Annotated in this window: 29 protein-coding genes; 18 read left to right on the top strand and 11 right to left on the bottom strand. The window is 66.9% G+C overall.

Annotated features, from left to right (window positions below; genetic code table 11):
* Nucleotides 1–71: 71 nt before the first annotated feature.
* Nucleotides 72–815, bottom strand: a complete 744-nt coding sequence (locus tag ACPUER_RS05460) for a DUF695 domain-containing protein (protein ID WP_175961510.1) — start codon at nt 813–815, stop codon at nt 72–74.
* 198 nt (nt 816–1,013) lie between these two features.
* On the opposite strand from ACPUER_RS05460, the gene ACPUER_RS05455 reads away from it, so the two are divergent.
* The 4 genes from ACPUER_RS05455 to ACPUER_RS05440 all read left to right on the top strand — a co-directional run bounded on the left by ACPUER_RS05455 (nt 1,014) and on the right by ACPUER_RS05440 (nt 3,122).
* The gene (locus ACPUER_RS05455) at nt 1,014–1,322 is read left to right on the top strand and encodes a phosphatidylserine/phosphatidylglycerophosphate/cardiolipin synthase (RefSeq protein ID WP_072441557.1); all 309 of its coding nucleotides are present in this window, start codon (nt 1,014–1,016) and stop codon (nt 1,320–1,322) included.
* 204 nt (nt 1,323–1,526) lie between these two features.
* The gene (locus tag ACPUER_RS05450) at nt 1,527–1,760 is read left to right on the top strand and encodes a hypothetical protein (RefSeq protein ID WP_347880604.1); all 234 of its coding nucleotides are present in this window, start codon (nt 1,527–1,529) and stop codon (nt 1,758–1,760) included.
* Between the two features lie 183 nt (nt 1,761–1,943).
* The gene (locus ACPUER_RS05445) at nt 1,944–2,483 is read left to right on the top strand and encodes an aspartyl-tRNA synthetase (RefSeq protein ID WP_425130567.1); all 540 of its coding nucleotides are present in this window, start codon (nt 1,944–1,946) and stop codon (nt 2,481–2,483) included.
* Nucleotides 2,484–2,648: 165 nt separating this feature from the next.
* The gene (locus tag ACPUER_RS05440) at nt 2,649–3,122 is read left to right on the top strand and encodes a VOC family protein (protein WP_175961508.1); all 474 of its coding nucleotides are present in this window, start codon (nt 2,649–2,651) and stop codon (nt 3,120–3,122) included.
* Nucleotides 3,123–3,186: 64 nt separating this feature from the next.
* Here the strand turns inward: ACPUER_RS05440 and ACPUER_RS05435 are convergent, their stop codons facing one another.
* The gene (locus tag ACPUER_RS05435; protein ID WP_244137325.1) at nt 3,187–3,351 is read right to left on the bottom strand and encodes a hypothetical protein; all 165 of its coding nucleotides are present in this window, start codon (nt 3,349–3,351) and stop codon (nt 3,187–3,189) included.
* A gap of 302 nt (nt 3,352–3,653) precedes the next feature.
* Between ACPUER_RS05435 and ACPUER_RS05430 the strand changes: the two genes are divergently transcribed.
* Nucleotides 3,654–3,881, top strand: coding sequence for a hypothetical protein (locus tag ACPUER_RS05430; protein WP_034184098.1), 228 nt, complete (start codon nt 3,654–3,656; stop codon nt 3,879–3,881).
* A 149-nt stretch (nt 3,882–4,030) separates the two neighbouring features.
* Here ACPUER_RS05430 and ACPUER_RS05425 read toward each other — a convergent pair whose 3' ends face one another.
* Together ACPUER_RS05425 and ACPUER_RS05420 are read right to left on the bottom strand one after the other, a co-directional pair.
* The gene (locus ACPUER_RS05425) at nt 4,031–4,654 is read right to left on the bottom strand and encodes a phospholipase D family protein (RefSeq protein ID WP_175961506.1); all 624 of its coding nucleotides are present in this window, start codon (nt 4,652–4,654) and stop codon (nt 4,031–4,033) included.
* A 330-nt stretch (nt 4,655–4,984) separates the two neighbouring features.
* Nucleotides 4,985–5,473, bottom strand: a complete 489-nt coding sequence (locus tag ACPUER_RS05420; protein ID WP_425130566.1) for a winged helix-turn-helix transcriptional regulator — start codon at nt 5,471–5,473, stop codon at nt 4,985–4,987.
* Between the two features lie 176 nt (nt 5,474–5,649).
* Here ACPUER_RS05420 and ACPUER_RS05415 point away from each other — a divergent pair, with 176 nt between their 5' ends.
* Together ACPUER_RS05415 and ACPUER_RS05410 are read left to right on the top strand one after the other, a co-directional pair.
* Entirely contained in the window at nt 5,650–6,087 is a 438-nt protein-coding gene (locus tag ACPUER_RS05415; protein ID WP_034184101.1) for a PaaI family thioesterase, read from the top strand.
* Nucleotides 6,088–6,271: 184 nt separating this feature from the next.
* A complete protein-coding gene (locus ACPUER_RS05410) occupies nt 6,272–7,324 on the top strand; it encodes an NADP(H)-dependent aldo-keto reductase (protein ID WP_425130565.1) in 1,053 nt (350 codons plus the stop codon).
* Between the two features lie 77 nt (nt 7,325–7,401).
* Here ACPUER_RS05410 and ACPUER_RS05405 read toward each other — a convergent pair whose 3' ends face one another.
* Both ACPUER_RS05405 and ACPUER_RS05400 read right to left on the bottom strand, forming a co-directional pair.
* Entirely contained in the window at nt 7,402–8,688 is a 1,287-nt protein-coding gene (locus ACPUER_RS05405; RefSeq protein WP_175961503.1) for an MFS transporter, read from the bottom strand.
* A 35-nt stretch (nt 8,689–8,723) separates the two neighbouring features.
* Complete coding sequence (locus ACPUER_RS05400) at nt 8,724–10,145, bottom strand: M20 family metallopeptidase (RefSeq protein WP_425130564.1); 1,422 nt, start codon at nt 10,143–10,145, stop codon at nt 8,724–8,726.
* A gap of 165 nt (nt 10,146–10,310) precedes the next feature.
* On the opposite strand from ACPUER_RS05400, the gene ACPUER_RS05395 reads away from it, so the two are divergent.
* From ACPUER_RS05395 to ACPUER_RS05380, 4 genes are all read left to right on the top strand, one after another.
* Nucleotides 10,311–11,264: a LysR family transcriptional regulator gene (locus tag ACPUER_RS05395; protein WP_425130563.1), complete on the top strand. Its 954-nt coding sequence runs from the start codon at nt 10,311–10,313 to the stop codon at nt 11,262–11,264.
* A 64-nt stretch (nt 11,265–11,328) separates the two neighbouring features.
* Nucleotides 11,329–12,456 (top strand): tRNA 2-selenouridine(34) synthase MnmH, encoded by a 1,128-nt coding sequence (mnmH, locus tag ACPUER_RS05390; protein WP_425130562.1) that lies wholly within the window; start codon nt 11,329–11,331, stop codon nt 12,454–12,456.
* Complete coding sequence (locus tag ACPUER_RS05385; protein WP_175961499.1) at nt 12,453–13,511, top strand: permease; 1,059 nt, start codon at nt 12,453–12,455, stop codon at nt 13,509–13,511. Before mnmH ends, ACPUER_RS05385 begins: the two co-directional genes overlap by 4 nt.
* Before the next feature lie 101 nt (nt 13,512–13,612).
* Nucleotides 13,613–14,035, top strand: coding sequence for a hypothetical protein (locus ACPUER_RS05380; protein ID WP_175961498.1), 423 nt, complete (start codon nt 13,613–13,615; stop codon nt 14,033–14,035).
* Nucleotides 14,036–14,072: 37 nt separating this feature from the next.
* Here the strand turns inward: ACPUER_RS05380 and ACPUER_RS05375 are convergent, their stop codons facing one another.
* Both ACPUER_RS05375 and nodI read right to left on the bottom strand, forming a co-directional pair.
* Nucleotides 14,073–14,906, bottom strand: coding sequence for an ABC transporter permease (locus ACPUER_RS05375; protein ID WP_034184108.1), 834 nt, complete (start codon nt 14,904–14,906; stop codon nt 14,073–14,075).
* A gap of 6 nt (nt 14,907–14,912) precedes the next feature.
* Complete coding sequence (nodI, locus tag ACPUER_RS05370; protein WP_425130561.1) at nt 14,913–15,827, bottom strand: nodulation factor ABC transporter ATP-binding protein NodI; 915 nt, start codon at nt 15,825–15,827, stop codon at nt 14,913–14,915.
* A 331-nt stretch (nt 15,828–16,158) separates the two neighbouring features.
* Here nodI and ACPUER_RS05365 point away from each other — a divergent pair, with 331 nt between their 5' ends.
* The gene (locus ACPUER_RS05365; protein ID WP_034184109.1) at nt 16,159–16,656 is read left to right on the top strand and encodes a universal stress protein; all 498 of its coding nucleotides are present in this window, start codon (nt 16,159–16,161) and stop codon (nt 16,654–16,656) included.
* Between the two features lie 87 nt (nt 16,657–16,743).
* Here ACPUER_RS05365 and ACPUER_RS05360 read toward each other — a convergent pair whose 3' ends face one another.
* Genes ACPUER_RS05360 through lexA form a run of 3 tightly spaced genes read right to left on the bottom strand, consistent with a single transcriptional unit; the run spans nt 16,744 to nt 18,499 of the window.
* Entirely contained in the window at nt 16,744–17,460 is a 717-nt protein-coding gene (locus tag ACPUER_RS05360; RefSeq protein WP_425130560.1) for a DUF2939 domain-containing protein, read from the bottom strand.
* A gap of 29 nt (nt 17,461–17,489) precedes the next feature.
* Entirely contained in the window at nt 17,490–17,825 is a 336-nt protein-coding gene (locus ACPUER_RS05355; RefSeq protein WP_175961495.1) for a hypothetical protein, read from the bottom strand.
* Nucleotides 17,826–17,851: 26 nt separating this feature from the next.
* The gene (gene lexA / locus ACPUER_RS05350; protein ID WP_009689103.1) at nt 17,852–18,499 is read right to left on the bottom strand and encodes a transcriptional repressor LexA; all 648 of its coding nucleotides are present in this window, start codon (nt 18,497–18,499) and stop codon (nt 17,852–17,854) included.
* A gap of 264 nt (nt 18,500–18,763) precedes the next feature.
* Between lexA and ACPUER_RS05345 the strand changes: the two genes are divergently transcribed.
* From ACPUER_RS05345 to ACPUER_RS05320, 6 genes are all read left to right on the top strand, one after another.
* Nucleotides 18,764–19,801, top strand: a complete 1,038-nt coding sequence (locus ACPUER_RS05345; RefSeq protein WP_175961494.1) for a sulfate ABC transporter substrate-binding protein — start codon at nt 18,764–18,766, stop codon at nt 19,799–19,801.
* A gap of 122 nt (nt 19,802–19,923) precedes the next feature.
* Entirely contained in the window at nt 19,924–20,832 is a 909-nt protein-coding gene (gene cysT, locus ACPUER_RS05340; RefSeq protein WP_175961493.1) for a sulfate ABC transporter permease subunit CysT, read from the top strand.
* Entirely contained in the window at nt 20,829–21,779 is a 951-nt protein-coding gene (gene cysW / locus ACPUER_RS05335; protein WP_175961492.1) for a sulfate ABC transporter permease subunit CysW, read from the top strand. The genes cysT and cysW overlap by 4 nt, the downstream gene beginning before the upstream one ends.
* A gap of 13 nt (nt 21,780–21,792) precedes the next feature.
* Complete coding sequence (locus tag ACPUER_RS05330; protein ID WP_175961491.1) at nt 21,793–22,851, top strand: sulfate/molybdate ABC transporter ATP-binding protein; 1,059 nt, start codon at nt 21,793–21,795, stop codon at nt 22,849–22,851.
* 75 nt (nt 22,852–22,926) lie between these two features.
* The gene (locus tag ACPUER_RS05325; RefSeq protein ID WP_425130559.1) at nt 22,927–23,853 is read left to right on the top strand and encodes a CysB family HTH-type transcriptional regulator; all 927 of its coding nucleotides are present in this window, start codon (nt 22,927–22,929) and stop codon (nt 23,851–23,853) included.
* Nucleotides 23,854–24,471: 618 nt separating this feature from the next.
* On the top strand, nt 24,472–25,422 hold the full coding sequence (locus tag ACPUER_RS05320; protein ID WP_175961489.1) for a sugar ABC transporter substrate-binding protein: 951 nt from the start codon (nt 24,472–24,474) through the stop codon (nt 25,420–25,422).
* Nucleotides 25,423–25,468: the final 46 nt, after the last annotated feature.

The following is a 25,468-nucleotide window of genomic DNA, read 5'->3' as shown; positions in this document are numbered from 1 at the left end:
GCAACGCTGCCGGGAATTTTTTGCACCTGACGCGTAGCGTCACGTCGTACGCAGCGGGTATGTCGACCCGCTCAATCAGCCTGTTCGACGCTGGTTTCCCATCCGTCGTATTCCCCTCCGAGCGAACGCACCTCGCGATTGATCGCGATCGTATGGCGCGTGATGTCGGCCAGCGCCATCGTGCCTTCGTGCGAAAACCGCACGGCCGACTTGCCGTCTTCCGTCGGCGCGACCGATTCGACCGGATAGCCTTTCGCTTCGGCCCAGTCCGCGAACTGGTGTGCGTCGCTCGGGTCCGGGAAGTACGCCCAGTGCATCACGCGCCGGCTCACGTCGCTGGCGTCGCCTTTCTGCCGCAGCGCATCCAGCACGCGCATGTCGCGCATGATCTGCCAGTCGTCGTCGGTCGGGTAAAGGGTCTGCCAGTACGCTTCCTTGTCCGGATCGTCCTGGTGTGCGTACTGCAGCGCGTAGGTTGTCTGTTCGGCCAGCGAGTCGACGAGTTCCGCCGCCGCCTCTTCGTCGAACGGCACGTAGAAAAGGAAATCCCGGTTGCCGTCGACGGTGATGCGGCCGACCTGCACGCCGCCTTTCGCGGTGATCGTGGCGTCCAGCAGATCCTCGATCTTCGCGAGATCGGCGAACTCGTCGCCGGTCGGCAGGCCTTCGGGCGTCGGGTGCGCGAAGGGGACGCGCACGCTGAGCAGCGACGTGCGCGGATCGCCCTCCGCGATTTCCGCAAAGCTGTGGTTGAAGCTGATGAAAGCCTGATGGTCGCCCATTCTGGCAGGGAAGGTTCCCCAGGCGTCGGTCATGTGTTTCTCCCGTACACGATTGTCTGTTGACGGTTTCAAAGCGTCCCAATGTATCATCGAAAATCGCGTTTGCCGGAGAGGTGCGCGTGATGGCAGCCCCGCGGGTAACGTATGCGAGATCCGGGGCTGCCCGTGATCCTGCGCATTTGCGTGACGGGCCGCAAAAGCGGACCGCAAAAAAATTCGAAGGAGATTCCGATGTCGATGTTTGCGGTGAATGGTGTCCGAATCGATCCGCTCAGCGCGCGCGTGACGCACGTGCGCTGGGCGGCCGTGAATCCGGCCGACCGGTCGTGGGCGGCGACGCCGAGCGAGGCGCCGGTGGCGGAAGTGGCGCGCGCACTCGCGTCCGGCAACGATGTCCGCGCGATCTTCTCGGCATCGGATGCCACCGCGATCGGGCCCAGGCTGAAACGCGTGCTGTATCGCGATGCGTCTGAAGGCATCGAACTCGACATCGATGCGACGAGCGAGTCGCGCACGTTGCGGGATCTTCCGCAGATCTGACCGGAACGACGCGTGCCGGCGGTAGCGGGCGCCGCCGCATTGATTGCGGCACCCGGCCGAAAGGCCGCCCACACAACGTCGAACGCGAGGAGTAGTATCGAACAACCGTCGTACTGCATTGCCGATCGCGCCGAGCGGTTTGACGGGCCGCGCGATGTGCGGCGGGCCGGCACCAAAGCGAATGGCGCAAACGCGCACGAGACCATGTCCAGACCTGTCATCGCCCCGTTGGCATCCGCGCTTTGTCTGGCGCTCGCTGCCTGCCAGACCGCGTCCAGGCCAACGCCTGTGCAGCCGTCGCCCGAGACCGCAGCCGTTCCGGCGGCGTCGCCGGCAGCGCCGATTCGCGGCATCGGCCTGGCGCCTCAGCTGGCAGGGCAAAGTCACTGGGCTGTCGGTCAATGCACGACCAACGGCACCGTCAAGGTGTGCAATTGACCGGTGCCGACTGAACGGTGCCCGTTCCCGGCGAACGAAAGATTGCTGGTGCGCGGAAACGCACGACGTTCTCGACCGCAACGATTTCCCATCGCCAATCCCTGTTTTCCGGTTCGTTCGCGGAGCCTTGATATGGCGCCCGATCTCGATGTGCCGATTGCCGCCGATGCGAGTAATTGAACGATGAACGACGAACGCGAAACGAACGATTCCGACCTGCACGTCGATCCCGTCGCGGGAACGGTCATCGGCCAGTTGCCGGTAACGCTGGCGGTCGACGGCCGGAGCCTGAAAAGAAGGGCAATCGCGTGCGCGGTGCTGGCCGCGGCGAGCCTATGCGGTTATGCGGCCGCCCCGACGCTCTGGCCCGTCGCGGCGCTGGCCGTGCTGCTGGCGCTGGCGGGTGTCGCCTTCTTCGTCTCGTCGCGACGCAAGATGGCGCTGCATGTCGACGAAACGGGTTTCAGGCTGATCGGCTCCGCACGCGAAAGGCCCGTCACGCAATGGCGCGACGTCACCGAGTTCCGGATCATCCGCGTCGCCGGGAATCGTTACATCGGCTACCAGTTCTCGGCGCATTCGTCGCGCACCAAGGTGCCGGGCGGCGTGATGCTGCCGATCGCCCGGTTTGCCGATTTTCCGCTCGACGCGGTGGCCGGGTTGCTGGAAGCGTGTCGCCGGCAGTTTGGCGGGCAGGACGACCGGGCCGACCGAGCGGGCTGATTGCGCCCGATGAGCGTGACCTGAACGACCCGGCACTCAAGAAAACAAAAAATGTCGGGTGCCGTGTCGATTTCCGTCGGGTTCGTCCGTCGTGGTATCGGAGGCGTGCGCATTGCGCGTCCGTCCCGTTTCCCGATACGACAACCGACTGAAGGAGCGACACCCATGTCCACGTCCGTCAAACCGATCCCGGAAGGGATGCGCACGCTGACGCCGCACCTGATCTGCGCCGGCGCAGCCGCAGCCATCGACTTCTACAAGCGCGCATTCGATGCGAGCGAGCAGTTTCGCCTGCCGATGCCTGACGGCAGGCTCGCGCACGCGTGCCTCGCGATTGGCGATTCGACACTGATGCTGGTGGATGAAATGCCCGAGCACGGCGCGCTTGGGCCGAAGGCGCTGAAAGGCACTGCCGTCTGCCTGCATCTGTACGTGCCGGATACCGATGCGGCGATCGCGAAGGCTGTCGCGGCCGGCGCGACGGTGACGATTCCGGCCGCCGACATGTTCTGGGGCGATCGCTATGGACAGGTCGAGGATCCGTTCGGGCATCGCTGGTCGCTCGCGACGCATCAGCGCGACCTGACGCCCGAGCAGATCGCGGAGGCGATGGCCAGCGCACCGCCGTGCGGAAGCTGACGCGGCCAAATAACCTCGGTTGAACGACGGGGCGGCGGCATGCGCCTGTCCGGTTCGCCCGCGCTCAGGCGCCGGCCGTCTTGCCGTGCTGCTTGTGCTCGTACATCCGGTGGTCGGCCGATGCGAGCAGGTCGGCCACCGCGCGATGGCGCGCGGAATCGCAGGCGGCGTGGCCGACGCTGAGCCGGATCGCGTAGCCGCGCGCGTCGGCGCATGTTGCGCAACGCAAGCGCTTGCGCCACGCGTTCGACCGGCTCGGCGACGTCGGCCGGTTTCGGTGCGATTTGCGTGGGCTTGTCCTTTGTCCCGCCGGTCATCGGATCGTATGCGCATGATTCGGCGCGTCGCCAGGCCGCAGGCCGCGCGACGGGCGTTTTCGGCTCCGCACGGATCGATGAAGATGCGGCGAGAAGCGGGCGGCATGGGCCAGCGTTGTGTCCCGATGCGGAATCGGCTGCGCGATGCCTCAAGGTGCTCGTCGCGGTGCCGTAAACAGGACGAGTCCAATCGTTCATCGCATCCTATCGCACCATGGTTCGAATCCTGTACGCGGGGTATCTCGCGTTTGCGCTGTATCTCCTTTACCCGATGGTTCAGAACACGCTGACATTCAGCACGGATTGCGTGCGCAACGCGCTGCCCGGCGGCGCCCACGGTTTGTCGACGTCGGCGGCAAGCGGCGTGGACGGGCACGCGAACCGCTGTGTGCCGACCACGCAGGTTGGTGCCGCGACCGCGCGGTTGCCTGAAATCCATTGAGCGCGGCGGACCGTCGCGCGTATCGTTCGATGCGCGATGCGGCGTGCTGGCCATTCGGCCGAATTGATACCCGCGCCGCGCTCGACGATCATCGGTAACACGGCGGATCGAATGCGACGTGTCGAGGGCCGTGCGAAAGCGCGGCGTGGTCAGTAGCTGGAGCGATACGGCGTGCCCTGGTCGAAGCGGCTTTGCCAGTGCGTGAGGTAGCGTGACGCGAGTTGCGGATTGTTCCACACCACGACGACGTTCTCGGAATTGCGGCTGGACGCCGACGCACTGTAGTTGAACGAACCGGTCTCGACGTGCTCGGCGTCGATCACGAGGTATTTGTCGTGATGGATCGCATAGGCGTCGATCGTGCGCGTCGGGATGCCTGCGTTGACGAGCAGGTTCAGTGCCTGCTTGCTGCTCTTCGCGCGATTGCCCTTGTCGTCGACGACCACGGCGACATTGACGCCGCGTCGCTTTGCAGCGAGCAGCGCGCGCGTGACGGGCGGCGACGTGAACGAATACGCGGCGACGCGAATCGAGCTGCGCGCGGCGCCGATCGCTTTCAGCACGAGTGCCTCGGCGCCGCCGTCGGGCGAGAACGCCGATTCGACAACCTGTGTCGCGGGTGCTTCGTGGGTAGGCGCCGGCAGCCATCGCGACACAAGGTCGATCGCCTGCTGAAGCAGCGATTCACTTTGCGTCTTGCCGAAGGCGGCGAACGGTGTGGCGAGCAGGGAAGCGGCGAGGCAGGCAGCGGCGAGGCGATTGCGCGACAACATCTTGGACAGCGAACAATTTCGAGACAGCGGGCCGTGAGTGTAACGCAGACGCGGCGGCGCGGTCACGCGCGGATGCGAATGAATTGCCCGCGCGGTGATCGCTGGCGGCGGAGGCGATGACGCAAAGTTGCGTTGCGTGGCAACTGCACGCGCGATCAGGTCGATCGATGGATGTCGCTGACGACGGCGTGCGATTGCGCGTGCCGTTGCGGGACATCGGCGTGCAGGCAAGGCACGCGTGCAGGCGAGCGGGCTCGGTGCGGCCCGTGACGGAAGCACGCGTGCAAAACGCGGCTCGTGTGCATCAGGCAGGCATGCGCATGCCGCGCGTCAATCCTCGACCGTCGGCGCCCCGGTTTCGTCGGGCGCGATCCATCCGGGCCCGGGCTCCGGCTGCACGTCGCGTGCGTCGAGCGGTTCGCCGCAGGCCGAGCACACGGTAACCGCATGCATCAACTGGCCGCAGGTACGGTGACGCAACTGCACCGGCGGCCCCTGGCCGTCGTCCTTCCAGCGGTCGCCCCACGCCATCAGCGCGAGCAGGGCCGGGTACAGGTCGAGGCCTTTTTCCGTCAGCCGGTATTCGAAGCGCGGCGGGCGCTCCTGATACGCGCGCTTGACCAGCACACCTTCGTCGACGAGCCGTGCGAGGCGTTCGGCCAGTACATGGCGCGTGAGGCCAAGCTGTGCCTGGAACGCGTCGAAGCGGCGGCAGCCGAGGAACGCGTTGCGGAGGATCAGCATGGTCCAGCGGTCGCCGAGTACGGCGAGCGTGCGCGCGACCGAGCAGTTCAGCGTGCCGATGTCATCCCATTTCATCGTCGAGTCTCTTGCGTCTTGCGGCGGTTCAGCGAAATAGCGGGTTCGATTATAGAACCCGCCTTCGGTTGCAACGGGCGCGGCTGCGTTGACAACGGCCGGCATCGTTGACAATAATGAGTTCCTATTTAGAACTTACTCGCGCGGAGACGCGCTTTCAACCCGGAGACAACCCGATGAATCCGCTTTCCCTGTCTGGTCTCGATCTGCTGCGTGCCGCGGTGGTGGGCGATGTGCCGCTTGCGTCGATTTCGGAGACGATCCCGATGCGTCCGCTGGACGTCGAACTCGGCTATGTGAAATTTTCGGCGCGGGCGGATGGTCGGCACCTGAATCCGCTCGGCGGCGTGCATGGCGGGTTCGCCGCGACGGTGCTCGATTCGGTCACGGGTTGCGCGGTGCATTCGATGCTCGACGCGGGTGTCGGCTACGGCACGGTCGATCTGCATGTGAAGATGCTGCGGCCCGTGCCGCGCGACGTCGACCTGATCGCGGAAGGGCGCGTGATTCACCTGTCGCGTTCGCTGGGCGTCGCGGAGGGCACGCTGAAGACGCCGGACGACAAGATCGTCGCGCATGCGTCGGCGACCTGCTTCATTCAGCGGCCTCAGTAACGAACGGCGGCAGGCGGAGCCGGCTGCGGGAGGATGCTGCGGACGTGCGACGCAGGTTGCAAGGCCGTTGCCCGCGCATTCATGGCAGAGCCGAAGGCCGCCTGTAAGCGCACGCGGCGCACGTCTGAAGCGATCGCTTCAATGTGATAGCGTTTCTGCTTTCCACCGACGCGACAGGAACAGCATGGAATACCGAACACTCGGCGATTCGGGCATCGAGGTCAGCCTGGTCGGTCTCGGCACGATGACGTGGGGCGAACAGAATTCGGAGCGCGACGCGCACGAGCAGATCGACTACGCGATCGGGCAGGGCGTGACGCTGATCGATGCCGCGGAGATGTATCCGGTGCCGCCGAAGCCCGACACGCAAGGGCGCACCGAGCAGTACATCGGCACCTGGCTCGCGCAGCATCGCGCGCAGCGCGACCGGATCGTGCTTGCGACGAAGATCGCGGGCCCGGCACGGCAGCCGCACAACCCGCGCCATATTCGTGGTGAAGGCAACCAGTTCGACCGTAAGAACCTGACCGAGGCGCTCGACGGCAGCCTCAAGCGGCTGCAGACCGACTATATCGATCTCTACCAACTGCACTGGCCCGATCGCAGCACGACGACGTTTGGCCGGCCCGCGTATCCGTGGGTCGACGACGCGTATACGGTGCCGATCGACGAAACCCTCGGCGTACTCGCGGAATTCGTGAAAGCCGGCAAGGTGCGCGCGATCGGCGTGTCGAACGAAACGCCGTGGGGCGTCGCGCAGTTCCTGCGTGCGGCCGAGAAGCTCGGGCTGCCGCGCATCGCGAGCATCCAGAATCCGTACAGCCTGCTGAACCGCACGTTCGAGAACGGGCTGTCGGAATTCACGCATCGCGACGGCGTCGGCCTGCTCGCGTATTCGCCGCTCGCATTCGGCTGGCTGTCCGGCAAGTACGAGAACGGCGCGCGCCCGGCCGGCGCGCGCATCACGCTGTTCGAGCGCTTCCAGCGCTACAGCAAGCCGCAGGCCGTCGCGGCGACGTCCCGGTACGTCGCGCTCGCGAAGCGCCACGGGCTGTCGCCCGCGCAGTTCGCGCTTGCATTCGTCAACAGCCGGCCGTTCGTGCGCAGCAACCTGGTCGGCGCGACGTCGCTCGAGCAGTTGAAGGAGAACATCGGCAGCATCGACGTGAAGCTGTCCGACGAGATCCTCGCCGAGATCGACGCGCTGCACGAACTGCAGCCGAACCCGGCGCCGTAAACGGCGTGCGGCCCGCGCGGCAGCGATGCCGCGACAGGCCGCAGCGGCGGCGCATCGGCGCGCCGTCGCCGGTTGCGTTACCGCATCTTGAGCCGCGTGCGCGCGACGAACAGCGCGGCAAGGCTCAGCAGTGCGCAGCCCATCAGGTAGAACGCCGGCGACAGCCGGTTGCCGGTCGTGCTGATCAGCCAGGTGATGACGAACGGCGCGAAGCCGCCGAACAGCGTGACGCCCGTGTTGTAGCTGACCGCGAGGCCCGTCGCGCGCGTCTGCGACGGAAACAGCTCGGCCATCAGCGCCGGCAGCGCGCCGCAGTACATCGCTTTCATCGCACCGATCCAGACCAGTGCGGCGAGCATCGTCGCGAACGACGCGTGGCGCGTGAGCCACGCGAACGTCGGCCACACGGTGACGAGCATCAGGACAGCCGCGACCGCCATCATGCGGATCCGCCCGGTGCGATCGGACAGATGGCCGACGACCGGCGTGACGAGCGTCAGCACGAAGCCGGTCGCGAGCGTCGCCGCGAAGCCCGTCGATGCGGGCAGCCCGAGCTGCTTGATCGCGTAGGTCGGCATGTACAACACCATGTAGTTGATCGCGGTCGAGATCACCAGCGCGCCGATCGACAACATCAGCCGCAACTTCTGGTCCGCAAACAGCTCGCGCACCGGCGCTTCGGAGCGTGCCTGCGTCTTGAACTCGACACCTTCGTCGACGTAGCGGCGAATGTACAGCCCGACCGGGCCGATCGCGAGACCGAACAGGAACGGCACGCGCCAGCCCCAGCTTTCGAGTTGCGCGGTTGTCAGCGTGGACGTCAGCAGCGCGCCGAAGCCCGATGCGAGCAGCGTCGCGAGGCCCTGGCTCGCGAACTGCCAGCTCGACATGAAGCCGCGCCGCTGCGGTGCGTGCTCGACGAGGAACGCAGTCGAACTCGCGAATTCGCCGCCCGCGGAAAAGCCCTGCATCAGCCGCGACAGCATGATCCCGAGCGGCGCGAGAATACCGATCGATGCGTAGGTCGGCATCAGCGCGATCAGCAGCGTGCCGGCCATCATCATCGCGATCGACAGCAGCAGCGACGCCTTGCGGCCCGCACGGTCAGCGTACGCGCCGAGCACGAAGCCGCCGATCGGCCGGATCAGGTAGGACAGCCCGAACGTGCCGAGCGTCAGCATCAGCGAGGTCGCTTCGCTCGTCGCGGGGAAGAACAGCTTGGCGATCGTCACCGCGAAGAAGCCGTAGACGATCAGGTCGAACCATTCGAGCGCGTTGCCGATCGACGCCGCGAAGATGATGCGCCGGATCTTCGCGGCGCTGGGGCGGGCGGCTTCCTGCGAGGTCAGGGTAGTCGTATTCATCGTGTGTGCAGGTCCCGAGAAAGGGGCGAAGCGCGTTACAGGGTGGCGCCGGCCGCGGCGGGCGCCGCGCGGCGAACGGGCGGTGCATCGTCGCCGAGATCCCAGAAGAGGCCGGCCATCATCTGCAGCCCCTCGCTGACGACGCTCGCGAGCAGGTGCTCGTCGGGCGCATGCTGCGAGCACGCCGGGTACGAGTGCGGCACCCACAGCGTCGGCAGCCCGAGCGTGTCGGCGAACACTTCGTTCGGCAGCGTGCCGCCGAGATTCGGCAGGATCGCGGGCTTCTTGCCGGTGGTCCGCGCCAGCGATGCGACGGCCCAGCGGACCCACGGATCGTCCGGTGGCACGCGCGTCGCCGGTGCGCCGCGTTCGATGTCGATCTCGATGTCGCCGAAACCGTGCGCATCGAGGTGCGCGCGCAGGTGCGCATGCAGCGCTTGCCAGTCGGTGCCGACGACGAAGCGCAACTGGCAGTGCGCATACGCGGCGGGCGGGATGGCATTGACGGGGTGCTCGGGGTTGCCGGCCTTGAACGCGAGGATCTCGAACGTGTTCCAGCCGAACACGCGCTCGGCCGCGGACAGGCCGGGCTCGCCCCAATCGGCGTCGAGCGCCGGATCGCCGGGGCCGCCGCCGACGGAAAGATCGGCGAGCGCGTCGCGCACGGCGGCCGGGATCGGCGGCGGGCGCAGCCCCGCGACGCGAATCGCGCCGCGCGCGTCGACGAGGCTCGCGAGCGCATGCGCGAGCACGATCGCCGGATTGCGCAGCAGCCCGCCCCAGTTGCCGGAGTGGTGCGCGCCGTCGCGGGCGCGCAGGCTCAGCCTGAAGTTGACCGAGCCGCGCGAGCCGAGGAACACGGTCGGGCGCGCGGCGGCGATGCGCGGGCCGTCGGACGCGATCAGCACGTCGGCCGCGAGCGCGTCGCGCTCCTGGCGGCACAGCGCGTCGAGGCCCGGCGAACCCGTTTCCTCGCCCATCTCGATCAGCAGCTTCGCATTGAAGCCGAGCCGGCCGCCGCGCGCGTCGAGCACGCTCGCCAGCGCGGCCAGGTTGATCGTGTGCTGGCCCTTGTTGTCGGCGCTGCCGCGGCCGTACCAGCGGTCGCCGTCGGCCGTCAGCGTCCACGGCGACAGCGGCGCGCGCCACTGCGCGTCGTAGCCGCGCACGACGTCGCCGTGACCGTAGATCAGCACGGTCGGCAGCGCGTCGTCTTCGTGGCGCGATGCGAGCAGGAACGGGCCGCCGCTGTCGACGGGATTGTCGACGATCCGCGACGTGAAGCCGAGATGGGCGGCTTCCGGCGCGATCTCGTCGGTGAGGTAGGCGCGCAGCGCGGCTTCGGTGCCGCTTTCCTGGCTTTCGGTGCGCAGGCCGACGCGGCGGCTCAGGGTCGCGAAGAACGCACCGGATTCGAACTGGTTCAGCGCGTGCTGGATGGCGGCGGTACGGCTCAAATCGGGTCTCCTCGGTCGGGCTGGCGGCGTGCGCGGATCGCGCGTGCAGCGTGAAGTGCGATCGATTCTAGAAAGCCGTTTTTTTTGTCACAATGATCGAATTTCGAACCTTCCTTTGCCGAAAAGGCAAAGCAGCGCGGCCGAGAACGGCGTGGAGACAGAACGATGGCGGCTTTCCTGCATGGCCTGGCGCTGCGGTATTTCGTCGAGGTGGCGCGCACCGGCTCGATCAGCGACGCGTCCGTGCGGCTGCACGTGGCCGTGTCGGCGATCAGCCGCCAGATCGCGAAGCTCGAAAGCGAGCTCGGCGAGCCGCTGTTCGAGCGCCGGCCGCGCGGGATGGCGTTGTCGGAGGCCGGCGAGCGGCTGCTGGCCTTCGCGCAGCGCAGCCTGCTGGAGGCCGAGCATGTGATGAAGGACATCGGTGGGCTCGACGCGCTGCACGGCAGCCTGCTGAAGATCGCGTGCTCGGAGGGGTTCGCGATCGATTTCCTGCCCGGCGCGCTCGCGAGCTTCAAGGCGCGCCACCCGGGCGTCGATTTCTCCGTGTGGGTCGTGTCGCCGGCGGACGCGACGCGGCGTGTGCGCGACGGCGACGTGGACGTCGCGCTGACCTTCAGCCTCGCACCGGAGAAAGGCGTGCGCGTCGAGCACACCGAGCGCGCGCCGATCTTCGCGCTGGTGCGGCGCGACCATCCGCTCGCGGCGCGCGCCGCGGTGTCGCTCGCCGATGTCGCGCGGCATCCGCACGTGCTGCCCGAGGCGGGTACGACGGTGCGCCAGTTGATCGACATCGCGTGCGCGCTCGACGGGCTGCTGCTCGAGCCCGAACTGACGAGCAACAACACCGCGGCGATGTACGGCTATGCGCGGCGCACGGGCGCGGTGATGTTCACGGGGCTGCTGTCGGTGCGCGACCGCTTCGATGCGGACGGCTTCGTCGTCGTGCCCGTGACGAACCCGCAGCTTCGCGAGCGCAGCATCCAGGTGCAGACGATGGCGGGGCGCGATCTGCCCGCGTCGGTACGGGCGTTCCGCGACCATCTGATCGACGCGATGCAGGTCGCATCGTCGCCGCCGGCCGCCGCGCGCGGCCCGAGACGCCGGCCCGTGAGATAATCGTCAATCCGCCTTCCGCGCCCATGCGGCTCACCGAGCCGCATCGCCCCTGTTCGACGCCAAATTGAAAAACCTGATTGTCACCCTCGATCGCGCCGGCGAGTTCGACGAGATCATCGACGTGCGCACGCCGCTCGAGTTCGCCGAGGACCATATTCCCGGCGCGCTGAACGCGCCCGTGCTCAGCAACGAAGAGCGCGTGCTCGTCGGCACGATGTACCGTCAGGTGTCGCCGTACGAGGCGACCCGCGTCGGCGCGGCGATGGTCGCGCGCAACATCGCACGCCATCTCGACACGACGTTCGCCGACCGTCCGCGCAACTGGCGGCCGCTGATCTATTGCTGGCGCGGCGGCAAGCGCTCCGGCTCGATGACGGCCTGGTTCAACCTGATCGGCTGGCAGGCGCGCCAGCTCGACGGCGGGTACAAGGCGTACCGCCGCTCGGTATGCGCGACGCTCGACACGCTGCCGACTCGCTTTCGCTATATCGCGCTCGTCGGCCATACGGGCTGCGGCAAGACGCGCCTGCTGAATGCGCTGCGCGACGCGGGCGCGCAGACGCTCGATCTCGAGGCGCTCGCGTGCCATCGCGGCTCGCTGCTTGGCGCGCTGCCGGGCACGCCGCAGCCGGCGCAGAAGGGGTTCGATTCGGGGCTCGTCGAAACGCTCGGACGTTTCGACCCCGAATGGCCGGTGTTCGTCGAATCGGAAAGCCGCAGGATCGGGCTCGTGCAGTTGCCGATCGCGCTGATCGACGCGTTTCACGCGGGGCCGTGGGTGCAGGTCGAAGCGGCGCACGACGAGCGCATCGCGTTCCTGCTCGACGATTACGGCCACCTGTTCGACGAGCCGGCCGCGTTCAAGGCGCAGCTCCATCGGCTGATCGGCCTGCACAGCCGCGAAGAGGTCGCGCACTGGAACGCGCTGATCGATGCGAACGCGCGGGCCGAACTGTTCACCTTGCTGATCGACAAGCATTACGATCCCGCCTATGCGCGCACCTACCGCGCGGCGTACGGCAAGCCGAACCGGGCGCTGACGTTCGCTTTCCGGCCCAACGCGGCCGACGTGCGCGATCAGGCAAGCGCGCTGCTGGCCCAACTCGCGCAGGCCGGGCTGCCCGCGTCGGCCGCGCTTGCGGCAGGCGCGAAACCCGAAACCGATAAAAACCAATCGACGACTACACGATGACGACCACACGCACCCAACCCAATCCGGCCGTCGGCTGGATGACCTTCCTGCTGATCGCGGTCGCGGGACTGTTCTATGTGAAATGGTTCCCGTACTACAACAAGGCGTTCGTTGCCGCCGAGCACCATTCGATCGGCCAGTCGATCCTGATGGGCACGTCGGCGGCCGCACCCGAGCCGTCGCTGAAGGCTGCGCTCGACTACGCGTGGGCGTACGGCAAGGCGATCTGGCAGGCGATGGTACTGGGCCTGCTGCTCGGTTCGGCCGTGCAGGCGCTGCTGCCCGCGCACTGGGTCGCGCGCGTGCTTGGCCGCACGGGCTTCGGCAGCGTCGCCGCGGGCGGCCTGCTGTCGCTGCCCGGGATGATGTGCACGTGCTGCGCGGCGCCGGTCGTCGCGGGGCTGCGTGCACGCCATGCGTCGCCGGGCGGCGCGGTCGCGTTCTGGCTCGGCAACACGGTGCTGAACCCGGCGGCGCTGGTCTTCATGGGCTTCGTGCTCGGCTGGCACTGGAGCGCGCTGCGCCTCGTGCTCGGCATTGCAATGGTGTTCGGGATCGGTTATCTGCTGAACCGCATCGCTCGCCCTGAAGACCGCAGCATCGACGATGCGCAGCTCGCCGCGCTGGCGGCCGAACAGGCCGCGGCCGGCAATCCGTTCGTCCGCTGGATGAAGCTGCTTGCCCGCATGGCCGTGCGACTCGTGCCCGAATACATCGTGCTCGTGCTGCTGCTCGGCGCCGCGCGCGCATGGCTGTTCCCGCATATCGGCCCGGACATCGGCAATCATCTCGGCTGGATCGTCGCGTTCGCGGTCGCGGGCATGCTGTTCGTGATCCCGACGGCGGGCGAGGTGCCGATCATCCAGGCGATGCTGTCGCTCGGCATGGGCGTCGGCCCGGCCGCTGCGCTGCTGCTGACGCTGCCGCCGATCAGCGTGCCGTCGCTCGCGATGCTCGCGCGTTCGTTCAAGCCCTACATGCTGGCGATCGTCGCGACCCTCGTCGTCGTGTTCGGGATCGTGAGCGGCTTGCTCGCGATCGCGTTCGGGTTCTGACGCGCGCAAGCGGCGCGCCGGGCGGGCGCGATCGTCGTATTCATCCGGCGCCGCGGCTTCACGCGTGCGGCGCCCTTTACAAGAAGCAAACAGGAAAACGCATGACCCAACCGAAGATTCATCCTCGACTCGAAAAGGCGCTGACGCGCGGCGATCTCGCGATCCGCCAGGCCAATTCCGCGCGGGCGACTGCCGTGCTGAACGCACTCGGCACGATGATCATCGAGGCCTCCGCAACGATCGGCGTCGACGCCAGCATCGACATTCCGCAGGGCGACCGCATTTACGATCCCGTCAACGGGGTGTGGCCGCAGAAGATGCTGGTGTCGTTCGACGGCCCGGTGGATGAAGCCGACAAGGAAGAGCTGCGCTCGGTCTATCTGATCGCCGACGATCCGGGCACGCAGTTCCGCGTCGAATGGCATCGCGCGGACGGCAAGCTCGGCCGCCAGGAAGGCGGCCCGCTCGCGACCGTCGCGTTCCTGACCGACGTCGAGATTCCGTGGAGCGACGACGACGAGTAACGTCGCCGCATGAAGCCGGCGCTGCGCGCGCCGGCCGTCAGCGCATCATCCGCCGCCGGAACAGCCACGCGGACAGCAGGAATCCGCCGACCGCATAGCCGGCGAGCACCGCAACGTGCAACGCGACGTCCGTCGCGGGCCGGCCGAGCATCGCGGGCCGGATCAGCTCGACCGCGTTCGCGAGCGGCAGCGCATGCGCGGCGTGCTGCGCGACCGGCGGCAACTGCGTGATCGGGAAAAACACGCCCGACAGCAGCAGCATCGGCGTCAGCACGAGCGTCTGATAGAACATGAAGAAATCGTAGGACGGCGCGAGCGCCGTGACGATCATCGCGACGCTGGCAAACGCGAGGCCCGCGAGCGCGATCACAGGCAGTGCCGCGAGCATCGACGGAAACTGCGCATAGCCGAGCGCACCCGCGACGAGCATGATCGCGGCCCCCGACAGCATGGCCTTGCTGGCTCCCCAGACGATCTCGCCGAGCACGATGTCGCCGAGCGCGAGCGGCGTATGCATGATCGCTTCCCAGGTGCGCTGCACGTGCATCCGCGAGAAGCCCGAATACATCGATTCGAAGCTCGCGGACATCATCACGCTCGACCCGGCCGTGCCGGCTGCGAGGAACGCGATATACGACACACCGTCGACATGGCCGAGCATCAGGCCGAGCCCGAAACCGAGCCCGAACAGATAGATCATCGGATCGGCAAGATTGCCGAACATCGACGCGAGCGCGAGCTTGCGCCAGACGAGATAGTTGCGCCGCCATACGGCGACCCAGTTGGTTGCGTTCGCCGGCATCGCGATCGCGAAGCGTGATTCGCGCGGCGGTGCCGAAGGTGCGGTGGCGGAATAGTTGCGGACGTCCATGGTCGATCAGTCCTGCATTTCGCGGCCCGTGAGCCGCAGGAATACATCCTCCAGATTGGCCGGGCGATGCAGATAGCGCAACCCAGAGCGACCCTTGAGTCGTGCGCTGAGCGGCTCCGGGTCGCTCACGTAGCAGAACAGCGTCTCGCCGCTGATCTCGGTGCGCTTCGCGAACGCCGATAACTCGTCGCGCAGCGCGGCCGGGTCGGGCCCGTAGATTTCGATCACGTCGCAGCCGATCTCCGATTCGATCAGCGCATGCGGCGCGCCTTCGGCAATCTTGCGGCCTTCCTCGATCACGCACAGGCGGTCGCACAGGCGTTCGGCTTCTTCCATGAAATGCGTGGTGATCAGGATCGTCTTGCCGCGCGCGAGCAGCGAGCGCAGCCGCTCCCACATCAGGTGCCGCGCCTGCGGATCGAGGCCCGTCGTCGGCTCGTCGAGCACCAGCACGTCGGGATCGTTGACGAGCGCGCGGGCGAGCGTGAGGCGGCGCTTCATGCCGCCCGACAGCTCGCCGACCTTCGCGTCGGCCTTGTTCTCGAGCTTCGCGAATTCGAGCAGCGGCTGCACGAGCGCGCGCGCAGCGTGAGCCGACATCCCGAAATAGCGGCTGAACACGAGCAGGTTCTCGCGCACGGTGAAGTCGGGGTCGAGATTGTCGAACTGCGGGACGACGCCGACACGCTGGCGCGCATGCCGCGCTCGCGATGGAACAGGTTCGCCGCACAGCGAAATGGTGCCCGCATCGGGATATGCGAGGCCGAGCAACATCTTCAGCGTAGTGGTCTTGCCGGCGCCGTTCGGCCCGAGCAGGCCGTAGCATTCGCCGGCCTGTACGTTGAAGGACAGGCCGTTGACGACGAGTTTGTCGCCATAGCGCTTTTCGACGTTGCGGAGATCGATCGGTGCGACGGACATGGGCATGTTGTCGTTGTAAGCGGGTGCGTTCCGCCGCCCGATGCGTGGCCGGTTGGCGAACGGATCGGACGAATGCGGGTCACAGGGGCATGACCGAAGCGCGCGACGCCGGCACGTTATGGCCTGCTGGAATACGAACGAGCCATTCTAGTGCATCGGCTGCGTCTCTTCAGGGCAGGCCTGCACGGTGCGATGCAAGTGTGCACCGATCGTGCACCGCATCATCGCGCACGCGCCGAGCGGGGCGAATCAGCGTTTTCCATCCCTTGCGTCCTGAATTGCGGCGCACCATGATGAATGCGTAGGCTCGTTGTCGCGATAGGGAGGTTTCATGGCTAGCTACAACAAGATTTTGCTGTGTTACGACGGCTCGCTCGAAGGGCGCAAGGCACTGCGTTGCGGCGCCAATCTCGCAATGGACCTGAAGGCCGAAACGCACTTGCTGTCGGTCGTCGACATGCGTTCGAGCATTGCACAAAGCGCGGGTTTGCTGACCGACGTCGCGTGCGGCCGCTTCGAGGAAACCGCGCGCGAAATCCTGCAGGAAGGCGTGAACTGGCTGCGCGAGCGCGGCGTGCAGGCCGAAGGCCATTTCGCGTTCGGCTATCCGATCGACGAAATCGCGAATCTCGCGTCGGAGCTGAAGGTCGACCTCGTCGTCGTCGGCCACCGGTGCCGCAGCGGGCTATCGAGATGGTGGATGGGGTCGGGCAATACGCAACTGCTCGATCGCGTGAACTGCAGCATTCTGGTTGCGTGTTCGTCGGCGGAGGAGCAGAAGGCCGAAATCGCGCGCGAGCGTGAAGCGGCCACGGCGAGCGGCAAATGATCCAATGACGCAATGGTCGCCTGACCGGCGATTCGCACCGGTCAGGCGCCGCACTGCATCCGCGGCGCGGGCGTCGCGCGCGACCGGCTACGCATGCAGGTCGATCGCGGACAACTTCCACGAAAACAGCCCGAAGCGGTGGAATACTGCCGCATAGCGCGTGCCATCGGCGCTGCGCTGGTAGGTCACGACGAATTCATCGACATTCCGGTAGCCGGCACTGGTTTGCTGCTGATGCGGCGTGTGCGTTGCATCGTTCGCGCTGGCCGGCGCGGCAGATGCCGGTGCCGGCGATGACGCAGCCGTAGCGGCCGCGTTACTGGCTGGAACAGCTGCACTTGCCGGAGCCGGATTGACCGGCGGTGCGGCCGGCGTGTCGGCCGGTGCATTGCCTTGCGGCAGATTCGACCATTCGGGCGGACGCTCGCCCGGATTGCCGCGCGGCGGCAATCCGCTCATCAGCGCGGCCACGCCCTCCGGGGTCGCGTACGCATCGACCATCGGGCCGATCAGTGCGGACCCGATCAGCGCCCCGATCACCGCGAGCGGATTCTCCTTCTTCACCGCGTCGATCCGGCGCATCAACTCTTCCGTGACCTGCTGCTTCAGGCTGATGCGCAGCGACGGAAAATCGACATATTCACTGATGGCCTGCGCATCGCGCGAATCGATCGCCGATTTCAGGCGACCGAGCGCGACGTATGGCGATGCGTATGCATAACCGATCGCCGCAATGACGGCGACGGCCAGTACGGCGATCAGCAGGGACTTGAGCCGCCATGTGCGGCCCGAAGATCCAGTCACGTTGCCTCCGGTGCGGGAATGTTCCGCAATCAGAGACCGCTTTGCGCGGCCGATCGTTCCTCCGCGATGCAGCGATCGATCATCCGGCACACGGCATCGATCGTGCCGACCATGATCAGGCGCGACCGGCCGTGATAGACGCGCACCGGCGCGCGGCGCGCGGGTTCCGCATGATTCAGGCCGGCATTCAGCGATACCCGCGCGAAAGCGGGGAGCGCCGACGGCAGCAGGGACGCCTGCCGTTCGACTGCGACTTCTTCTTTCACAGGCGCTGCCGCGGACAGCGGTGCGCAAGGCGTGCGGCCGCGCAGATGACGCAGGCGACCGAATTGACGGAAAGGCAGCAGACGGGCAAGGCGTTCCATGATGTTCTCCTCAGCGAGACGGAATGTCAGAGTTCGCCCGAGCGGATCAGCCCGACGGCGATGCCTTCCAGCGCGAATTCCGCGCTGCCGGCCTTGACGAAGATGTTTTCGTAATCCGGGTTCTCCGCGATCAGCTCGAGACCGCCCGGCCGGCGCATCAGGCGCTTGACCGTGACGTCGTCGCCGAGACGCGCGACGATGATCTGGCCGTCCTTCGCTTCCGTGCGCTTCTGCACGGCGAGGAGGTCGCCGTCGAGAATGCCGGCGTCGCGCATCGACAGGCCGCGCACCTTCAGCAGGTAGTCGGGCTTGCTGGAGAACAGCGCGGGATCGCACGCGTAATGCTGCGAGATGTGCTCCTGCGCGAGGATCGGGCTACCGGCCGCGACGCGGCCGACGAGCGGCAGCGACAGTTGCATCAGGCCGGCGTGCGGCAGCGTGAACTGGTGCGGGGCGTCGTCGATGCCGAGCAGGCGGATGCCGCGCGATGCGCCGGCGGCCAGCTCGATCACGCCCTTGCGCGCCAATGCGCGCAGGTGCTCCTCGGCTGCATTCGGCGAGCTGAAGCCCAGTTCGGCCGCGATCTCGGCACGGGTGGGCGGGAATCCGGAGCGCTCGATCGCGCGACGGATCAAGTCGAACACTTGCTGCTGACGGGCGGTGAGTTTGGTCATGGCTCAACTGTATGGATAGACAGTGAGCTGTATTTTTATACAGTACTTCGCGAATTTCAAGCGTTACTTGAGGTTCGACGCGATCGCGCCGGTTCCGGCGCGATTTCGCGACGTCCGGACGCCGGTTCATCTGCCGCAACCGTCCATCCCGTATGCGTTAGCACTTTTGAGTATTAAAAAATGAGGAACGATTATTTTTAATCATGTAAGCCGTTCGCTAGACTGGCCCGACATCGCAATACCGACAACACTGGAGAACCAAGGATGGCGAAGCGCAATACGGGGCTGGCGGGCGGAATGGGCCGCCTGATCGCAACACTCGCGCTGGGCGCGGCGGCGGCGCTGGGCGTCGCGACACACGCCCAGGCCGATACGACCTTCCTGAACGTGTCGTACGACCCGACGCGCGAGCTGTATCAGGACTTCAACCAGGCGTTCGGCAAGGAGTGGAAGGCGAAGACGGGCGAGACGGTCAACTTCAAGCAGTCGCACGGCGGCTCGGGCGCACAGGCGCGCTCGGTGCTCGACGGCCTGCAGGCCGACGTCGTCACGCTGGCGCTCGCGTACGACATCGACGCGCTCGCGAACAAGGGGCTCGTCAACAAGGACTGGCAGAAACGCCTGCCCGACAACGCGTCGCCGTACACGTCGACGATCGTGTTCCTCGTGCGCAAGGGCAATCCGAAGGGGATCAAGGACTGGGACGACCTGACCAAGCCGGGCATCTCGATCGTCACGCCGAACCCGAAGACGTCGGGCGGCGCGCGCTGGAACTACCTGGCCGCGTGGGCGTATGCGGTGCACAAGCCGGGCGGCAACGAGCAGACGGCGAAGGAGTTCGTCACGAAGCTCTACAAGAATGCGGGCGTGCTCGATTCGGGCGCGCGCGGCGCGACCACGAGCTTCGTGCAGCGCGGGATCGGCGACGTGCTGATCGCATGGGAAAACGAGGCATTCCTGTCGGTCAAGGAATTCGGTACCGACAAGTTCGAGATCGTCGTGCCGTCGGTGAGCATCCTGGCCGAGCCGCCCGTCGCGGTGGTCGACAAGGTGGTCGACAAGAAGGGCACGCGCAAGCTGGCCGACGCGTACCTGAACTTCCTGTACAGCCCGCAGGGCCAGGAGATCGCGGCGCGCAACTATTACCGGCCGCGTTCGAAGAGCGTGCCGGCGGAACTGACGAAGCAGTTCCCGAAGCTGAAGCTGTACACGGTCGACGACACGTTCGGCGGCTGGACGAATGCGCAGAAGACGCATTTCGCGGACGGCGGCGTGTTCGACTCGATCTACAAGCCGCAGTAACGCCATAACGACAGCGGCGCGCCACGACAGCGCGCCGCATCCCCGACGGGCCGCCGGCGCAATTCATCGCGCCGGCGTTTGCGTCGGGCCCATGAGCAGCATCGATCCAGCAAGAGCATCCGATGACGACGTACACCTTTCGCAAGCCGAGCGCGCTGCCCGGTTTCGGCGTGACGCTAGGCATCACGGTGGCCTATTTGAGCCTCGTGGTGCTGATTCCGCTCGCCGCCACGTTCCTGAAAACCGCGACGCTGTCGTGGGGCCAGTTCGTCACCGCCGTCACGTCGCCGCGCGTGCTCGCGTCGTACCGGCTGACGTTCTCGGCCGCGCTCGGCGGCGCGCTGATCAACGCCGTGTTCGGCTTCCTCGTCGCGTGGGTGCTCGTGCGCTACACGTTCCCGTTCAAGCGCCTCGTCGATGCGATCGTCGACCTGCCGTTCGCGCTGCCGACGTCGGTCGCCGGCATCTCGCTTGCGGCCGTTTACGCGACCAACGGCTGGGTCGGCCAGTATCTCGCGCCGCTCGGCATCAAGATCGCGTTCACGCCGGCCGGCGTGCTGGTCGCGCTGACCTTCATCGGGCTGCCGTTCGTCGTGCGCACCGTGCAGCCGGTGCTCGAGGATTTCGAGCGCGAGCAGGAAGAGGCCGCCGCATGCCTCGGCGCATCGCGCTGGCTGACGTTCCGCCGCGTCGTGCTGCCGGCCGTGCTGCCGGCGCTGCTGACCGGTTTCGCGCTGGCGTTCGCGCGCGCGCTCGGCGAATACGGGTCGGTGATCTTCATCGCCGGCAACGTGCCGATGAAATCCGAGATCACGTCGCTGCTCATCATCACGAAGCTCGAGCAATACGACTACGCGGGCGCGACCGCGCTCGCGGTCGTGATGCTGGTCGTGTCGTTCCTGATGCTGCTGCTGATCAACACGCTGCAATGGTATTTGCAGCGCCGGACGAGCCGCGGCTCGTCCGGCAAGGGCGCAAGCGGCCCCGCGCCCGCGACCGTCGCCGCAACCGCGGCAGGAGGCCAGCAATGAGCCAGAAGGCCACCGTCGTGCTGAAAACCCCGTCGTCGGCCGCGCAAGGACGCGCCGCGAACCGGCTCGACCCCGTCAGCGAGTCGCGCGTCGTGCGCTGGCTGCTCACGGGTATCGCGCTGGTGTTCCTCGCGTTCTTCCTCGTCGTGCCGCTCGCCGCGGTGTTCGTCGAGGCGCTGAGAAAGGGCGTCGGCTTCTATCTCGAATCGCTGGCCGATCCCGACGCATGGGCGGCGATCAAGCTCACGCTGATCGTCGCCGCGATCGCCGTGCCGCTGAATCTCGTATTCGGCGTGTGCGCATCGTGGGCGATCGCGAAGTTCGAATTCCGCGGCAAGGCGCTGCTGACGACGCTGATCGACCTGCCGTTCTCCGTGTCGCCGGTGATCTCGGGCCTCGTGTACGTGCTGCTGTTCGGCGCGCAGGGCTGGCTCGGGCCGTGGCTGCAGGATCACGACGTGCAGATCATCTTCGCGGTGCCGGGCATCGTGCTCGCGACGATCTTCGTCACGTTCCCGTTCGTCGCGCGCGAGCTGATTCCGCTGATGCAGGCGCAGGGCACCGACGAGGAAGAAGCCGCGCGCGTGCTCGGCGCGTCGGGCTGGCAGATCTTCCGCCGCGTGACGCTGCCGAACGTGAGGTGGGGCCTGCTGTACGGCGTGATCCTGTGCAACGCGCGCGCGATGGGCGAATTCGGCGCGGTGTCGGTCGTGTCGGGCCACATCCGCGGCGTGACCGACACGATGCCGCTGCACGTCGAGATCCTGTACAACGAATACAACTTCGCGGCGGCGTTCGCGGTAGCGTCGGTGCTGGCGCTGCTCGCGCTCGTCACGCTCGCGCTGAAGCTGCTCGCCGAGCGTCATCTCGCCGCCGAACTGGCCGGCGCGCGCGACGCCGTTCCCGTACATGCCGGCCCTGTCGCCGCCGTTTCGTCGAAATCGTAAAGAGGCAACCAGAATGGGTATCACCGTCCGTAACCTTCAGAAGCGCTTCGGCGATTTCACGGCGCTCGACAACGTGTCGCTCGACTTCCCGCCCGGCGAGCTGGTCGCGCTGCTCGGGCCGTCCGGCTGCGGCAAGACCACGCTGCTGCGCGTGATCGCGGGCCTCGAGCACGCGGACGCCGGCCAGGTCGTGCTGCAGGGGCTCGACGTCGCGTCGGTCGGCGCGCGCGACCGTCAGGTCGGTTTCGTGTTCCAGCATTACGCGCTGTTCCGCCACATGACGGTGTTCGAGAACGTCGCGTTCGGGCTGCGCGTGAAGCCGCGCCGCGAGCGGCCGTCGGAAGCCGCGATTCGCGACAAGGTGCACGAGCTGCTGAAGCTCGTGCAGCTCGACTGGCTCGCGCAGCGCTATCCGTCCGAGCTGTCGGGCGGCCAGCGCCAGCGCATCGCGCTGGCCCGTGCGCTCGCGGTCGAGCCGAAGGTGCTGCTGCTCGACGAACCGTTCGGCGCGCTCGACGCGAAGGTCCGCAAGGAGCTGCGCGGCTGGTTGCGCCGCCTGCACGACGACCTGCACATCTCGACGATCTTCGTCACGCACGACCAGGAGGAGGCGCTGGAGGTGGCCGATCGAATCGTCGTGCTGAACCGCGGCCACGTCGAGCAGGTCGGCAGCCCGCAGGACGTCTACGATCATCCGCGGAGCGCGTTCGTGTACGAGTTCCTCGGCGCGGCGAACCGGCTGCCGGGCACGGTCGCCGGGCGCGGCTTCGTCGCCGAGGGCGCTGCTGCGCCGATCGAGGTGGACGCCGACTTCGCGGGCCCCGCGAACGCATACGTGCGGCCGCACGACCTGCAGCTTTGGCCGGCAGGAGAAGGGCACCGGGACGGCATCGCCGTGGACGTGCGCCGCGTGATCCCGCTGGGCGGCTCGGTGCGCGTCGAGCTCGAGGCGCGCGCGGGCGGCGCACTCGAGGCGGAACTCGATCGCGATGCATGGCGTGCGCTCTCGCTGCAGGTCGGCGACGGCGCGACGGCCGTGCCGCGCGCAGTGCGCGTGTTTCCCGCGCGTTGAAGCGAGCATGCAGGGCAGGGGGCGGAATTCGCTCCGATTCGACCATCAAACAACGACAGCCTAAGAGGCATACCCATGAATTTTCAGCAATTGCGGTTCGTGCGCGAAGCGGTGCGCCAGAACATGAACCTGACGGAAGTCGCGAACGTGCTGTACACGTCGCAGTCGGGCGTGTCGAAACAGATCAAGGATCTCGAGGATGAGCTGGGCGTCGACATCTTCATTCGGCGCGGCAAGCGGCTGACGGGCCTCACGGAGCCGGGCAAGGCCGTGCACCAGTTGATCGAGCGGATGCTGCTCGACGCCGAGAACCTGCGCCGCGTCGCACGCCAGTTCGCGGACCAGGACAGCGGCCACCTCGTCGTCGCGACCACGCACACGCAGGCGCGCTACGCGCTGCCGAAGGTGATCCGGCAGTTCACCGACGTGTTCCCGAAGGTGCATCTCGCGCTGCGTCAGGGCAGCCCGCAGCAGATCGCGCAGATGATCCTGAACGGCGAGGCCGATCTCGGCATCTCGACCGAGGCGCTCGACCGCTATCCGGACATCGTCACGTTCCCGTGCTATTCGTGGCACCACACGGTCGTCGTGCCGAAGGGCCATCCGCTCGTCGGCCGCGAGAACCTGACGCTCGACGAAATCGCCGAGTACCCGATCATCACGTACGACCAGGACTTCACGGGCCGCTCGCACATCGACCAGGCGTTCACGGCGGCGGGTGCCGTGCCCGACGTCGTGCTGACCGCGATCGACGCGGACGTGATCAAGACCTATGTCGAGCTCGGGATGGGGATCGGCGTCGTCGCGGCGATGGCTTACGATCCGCAGCGCGACACGGGCCTCGTCGCGCTCGATACGCAGCACCTGTTCGAGGCGAGCACGACGCGGGTCGGGCTGCGCAAGGGCGCGTTCCTGCGCGCGTATGCGTACCGGCTGATCGAGATGTTCGCGCCGCACCTGAACGAAGCAGAAATCGCGGGGATGTTGCGCGAAGCCATCTGACGGCAGCGCTTCGCGCGCCGTTCGGGTGGTTGCCCCGGGCGGCGCGGCATGCGCGCGCCGGAGGCGATGCACGAGGCAGCGGCGGATGTGCCGTCGCCGTGTGGTCGTTGCTTGCCGTCGGCGTGAAGCGGTTGCACGGCATCGACAAGTCGGGTGGTGGATGCTGCTGCACTTCGTGCCGATCGTCGGCGCGATCGCTTAGTTTGTGATGAACGGCTTCGTTGCCGGACGCCGCATGCGAACCGCTTCGGCGAGCCGCCGTCGGCCGATGAAGACGAGCCGGTGCCGCAGGTCCCTGCGTGACGCGCGGCGGCCTGCGCAAGTGTGGCTTTTGCGCGTCGCGACGCACGATCGCGCACTCCGAAAAAACCCTTAAATATTGATCAGACAGGTTGCGCGCCGAAGCGAATCGGTACAGCATAGCCTTCACTCCGCCGGCTTCCAGCCGGCGGCGGCGCGTAAACAACAGCACGCGCCAGGCAGTCGGCCGTCTGCCTCGCTTCCATTCCGTGGTACCGACAGCAGCATCGATGGCCATTGCCCGGGTAGTGTGGCGCAAACGTTTGCTTACATTAAAACAACAGTCCGGCCCTTCGGGCCAGTCGCCAGGAGATGTGTATGAATGTCCGCTTTCGCCGTCGCTTCCTGACCGCCGCGCTGGCCGCCGTCGCGGTCGCCGCCGCACCGGCCGTCCACGCGCAATCTGCGGCCAAGCCGAAGGTCGCGCTCGTGATGAAGTCGCTCGCCAACGAGTTCTTCCTGACCATGGAAACCGGCGCGAAGGAATACCAGAAACACAACGCGAATCAGTTCGACCTGATCACCAATGGCATCAAGGACGAGACCGACACCGCGAACCAGATCCGCATCGTCGAGCAGATGATCGTGTCGAAGGTCGACGCGATCGTGCTCGCGCCGGCCGATTCGAAGGCGCTCGTGCCGGTCGTGAAGAAGGCCGTCGACGCGGGTGTCATCGTCGTGAACATCGATAACCGGCTCGATCCCGACGTGCTGAAGTCGAAGAACCTGAACGTGCCGTTCGTCGGCCCCGACAACCGCAAGGGCGCGCGCAAGATCGGCGACTACCTCGCGAAGAAGCTGAAGGCGGGCGACCAGGTCGGCATCCTCGAAGGCGTGTCGACGACGACCAATGCGCAGCAGCGCACGGCCGGCTTCGAGGACGCGATGAAGGCGGGCGGGATGAAGGTCGTATCGGTGCAGTCCGGCGAATGGGAGATCGACAAGGGCAATGCGGTGGCTGCCGCGATGCTCAACGAATACCCGAACCTGAAGGCGCTGCTGTGCGGCAACGACAACATGGCGATCGGCGCCGTGTCGGCCGTGCGCGCGGCCGGCAAGCAGGGCAAGGTGGCCGTGGTCGGCTACGACAACATCAACGCGATCAAGCCGATGCTGAAGGACGGCCGCGTGCTCGCGACCGCCGATCAGTACGCGGCGAAGCAGGCCGTGTTCGGCATCGACACGGCGCTCAAGGCGATCGCCGAGCATCGCAAGCAGGCCGACATGTCCGGCGTGGTCGAGACGCCGGTGGATCTCGTGACGAAGTGACGCCGCGCCGGTGCGGCCGCCGCCCTCAAGAATCGGGCGCGGCGGC

Origin of the sequence: Burkholderia sp. DN3021, assembly GCF_049805555.1 — a bacterium.
Lineage (GTDB): Bacteria > Pseudomonadota > Gammaproteobacteria > Burkholderiales > Burkholderiaceae > Burkholderia > Burkholderia pyrrocinia_C.
This window is presented reverse-complemented; position numbering and strand designations above follow the sequence as displayed.

Coding starts and splice junctions, on each gene's coding strand:
- ACPUER_RS05460 (WP_175961510.1), bottom strand. CDS start 815: ATGACCGACGCCTGGGGAACCTTCCCTGCCAGAATGGGCGACCATCAG.
- ACPUER_RS05455 (WP_072441557.1), top strand. CDS start 1,014: ATGTCGATGTTTGCGGTGAATGGTGTCCGAATCGATCCGCTCAGCGCG.
- ACPUER_RS05450 (WP_347880604.1), top strand. CDS start 1,527: ATGTCCAGACCTGTCATCGCCCCGTTGGCATCCGCGCTTTGTCTGGCG.
- ACPUER_RS05445 (WP_425130567.1), top strand. CDS start 1,944: ATGAACGACGAACGCGAAACGAACGATTCCGACCTGCACGTCGATCCC.
- ACPUER_RS05440 (WP_175961508.1), top strand. CDS start 2,649: ATGTCCACGTCCGTCAAACCGATCCCGGAAGGGATGCGCACGCTGACG.
- ACPUER_RS05430 (WP_034184098.1), top strand. CDS start 3,654: ATGGTTCGAATCCTGTACGCGGGGTATCTCGCGTTTGCGCTGTATCTC.
- ACPUER_RS05425 (WP_175961506.1), bottom strand. CDS start 4,654: ATGTTGTCGCGCAATCGCCTCGCCGCTGCCTGCCTCGCCGCTTCCCTG.
- ACPUER_RS05420 (WP_425130566.1), bottom strand. CDS start 5,473: ATGAAATGGGATGACATCGGCACGCTGAACTGCTCGGTCGCGCGCACG.
- ACPUER_RS05415 (WP_034184101.1), top strand. CDS start 5,650: ATGAATCCGCTTTCCCTGTCTGGTCTCGATCTGCTGCGTGCCGCGGTG.
- ACPUER_RS05410 (WP_425130565.1), top strand. CDS start 6,272: ATGGAATACCGAACACTCGGCGATTCGGGCATCGAGGTCAGCCTGGTC.
- ACPUER_RS05405 (WP_175961503.1), bottom strand. CDS start 8,688: ATGAATACGACTACCCTGACCTCGCAGGAAGCCGCCCGCCCCAGCGCC.
- ACPUER_RS05395 (WP_425130563.1), top strand. CDS start 10,311: ATGGCGGCTTTCCTGCATGGCCTGGCGCTGCGGTATTTCGTCGAGGTG.
- ACPUER_RS05385 (WP_175961499.1), top strand. CDS start 12,453: ATGACGACCACACGCACCCAACCCAATCCGGCCGTCGGCTGGATGACC.
- ACPUER_RS05380 (WP_175961498.1), top strand. CDS start 13,613: ATGACCCAACCGAAGATTCATCCTCGACTCGAAAAGGCGCTGACGCGC.
- ACPUER_RS05375 (WP_034184108.1), bottom strand. CDS start 14,906: ATGGACGTCCGCAACTATTCCGCCACCGCACCTTCGGCACCGCCGCGC.
- nodI (WP_425130561.1), bottom strand. CDS start 15,827: ATGTCCGTCGCACCGATCGATCTCCGCAACGTCGAAAAGCGCTATGGC.
- ACPUER_RS05365 (WP_034184109.1), top strand. CDS start 16,159: ATGGCTAGCTACAACAAGATTTTGCTGTGTTACGACGGCTCGCTCGAA.
- ACPUER_RS05355 (WP_175961495.1), bottom strand. CDS start 17,825: ATGGAACGCCTTGCCCGTCTGCTGCCTTTCCGTCAATTCGGTCGCCTG.
- lexA (WP_009689103.1), bottom strand. CDS start 18,499: ATGACCAAACTCACCGCCCGTCAGCAGCAAGTGTTCGACTTGATCCGT.
- ACPUER_RS05345 (WP_175961494.1), top strand. CDS start 18,764: ATGGCGAAGCGCAATACGGGGCTGGCGGGCGGAATGGGCCGCCTGATC.
- cysT (WP_175961493.1), top strand. CDS start 19,924: ATGACGACGTACACCTTTCGCAAGCCGAGCGCGCTGCCCGGTTTCGGC.
- cysW (WP_175961492.1), top strand. CDS start 20,829: ATGAGCCAGAAGGCCACCGTCGTGCTGAAAACCCCGTCGTCGGCCGCG.
- ACPUER_RS05330 (WP_175961491.1), top strand. CDS start 21,793: ATGGGTATCACCGTCCGTAACCTTCAGAAGCGCTTCGGCGATTTCACG.
- ACPUER_RS05325 (WP_425130559.1), top strand. CDS start 22,927: ATGAATTTTCAGCAATTGCGGTTCGTGCGCGAAGCGGTGCGCCAGAAC.
- ACPUER_RS05320 (WP_175961489.1), top strand. CDS start 24,472: ATGAATGTCCGCTTTCGCCGTCGCTTCCTGACCGCCGCGCTGGCCGCC.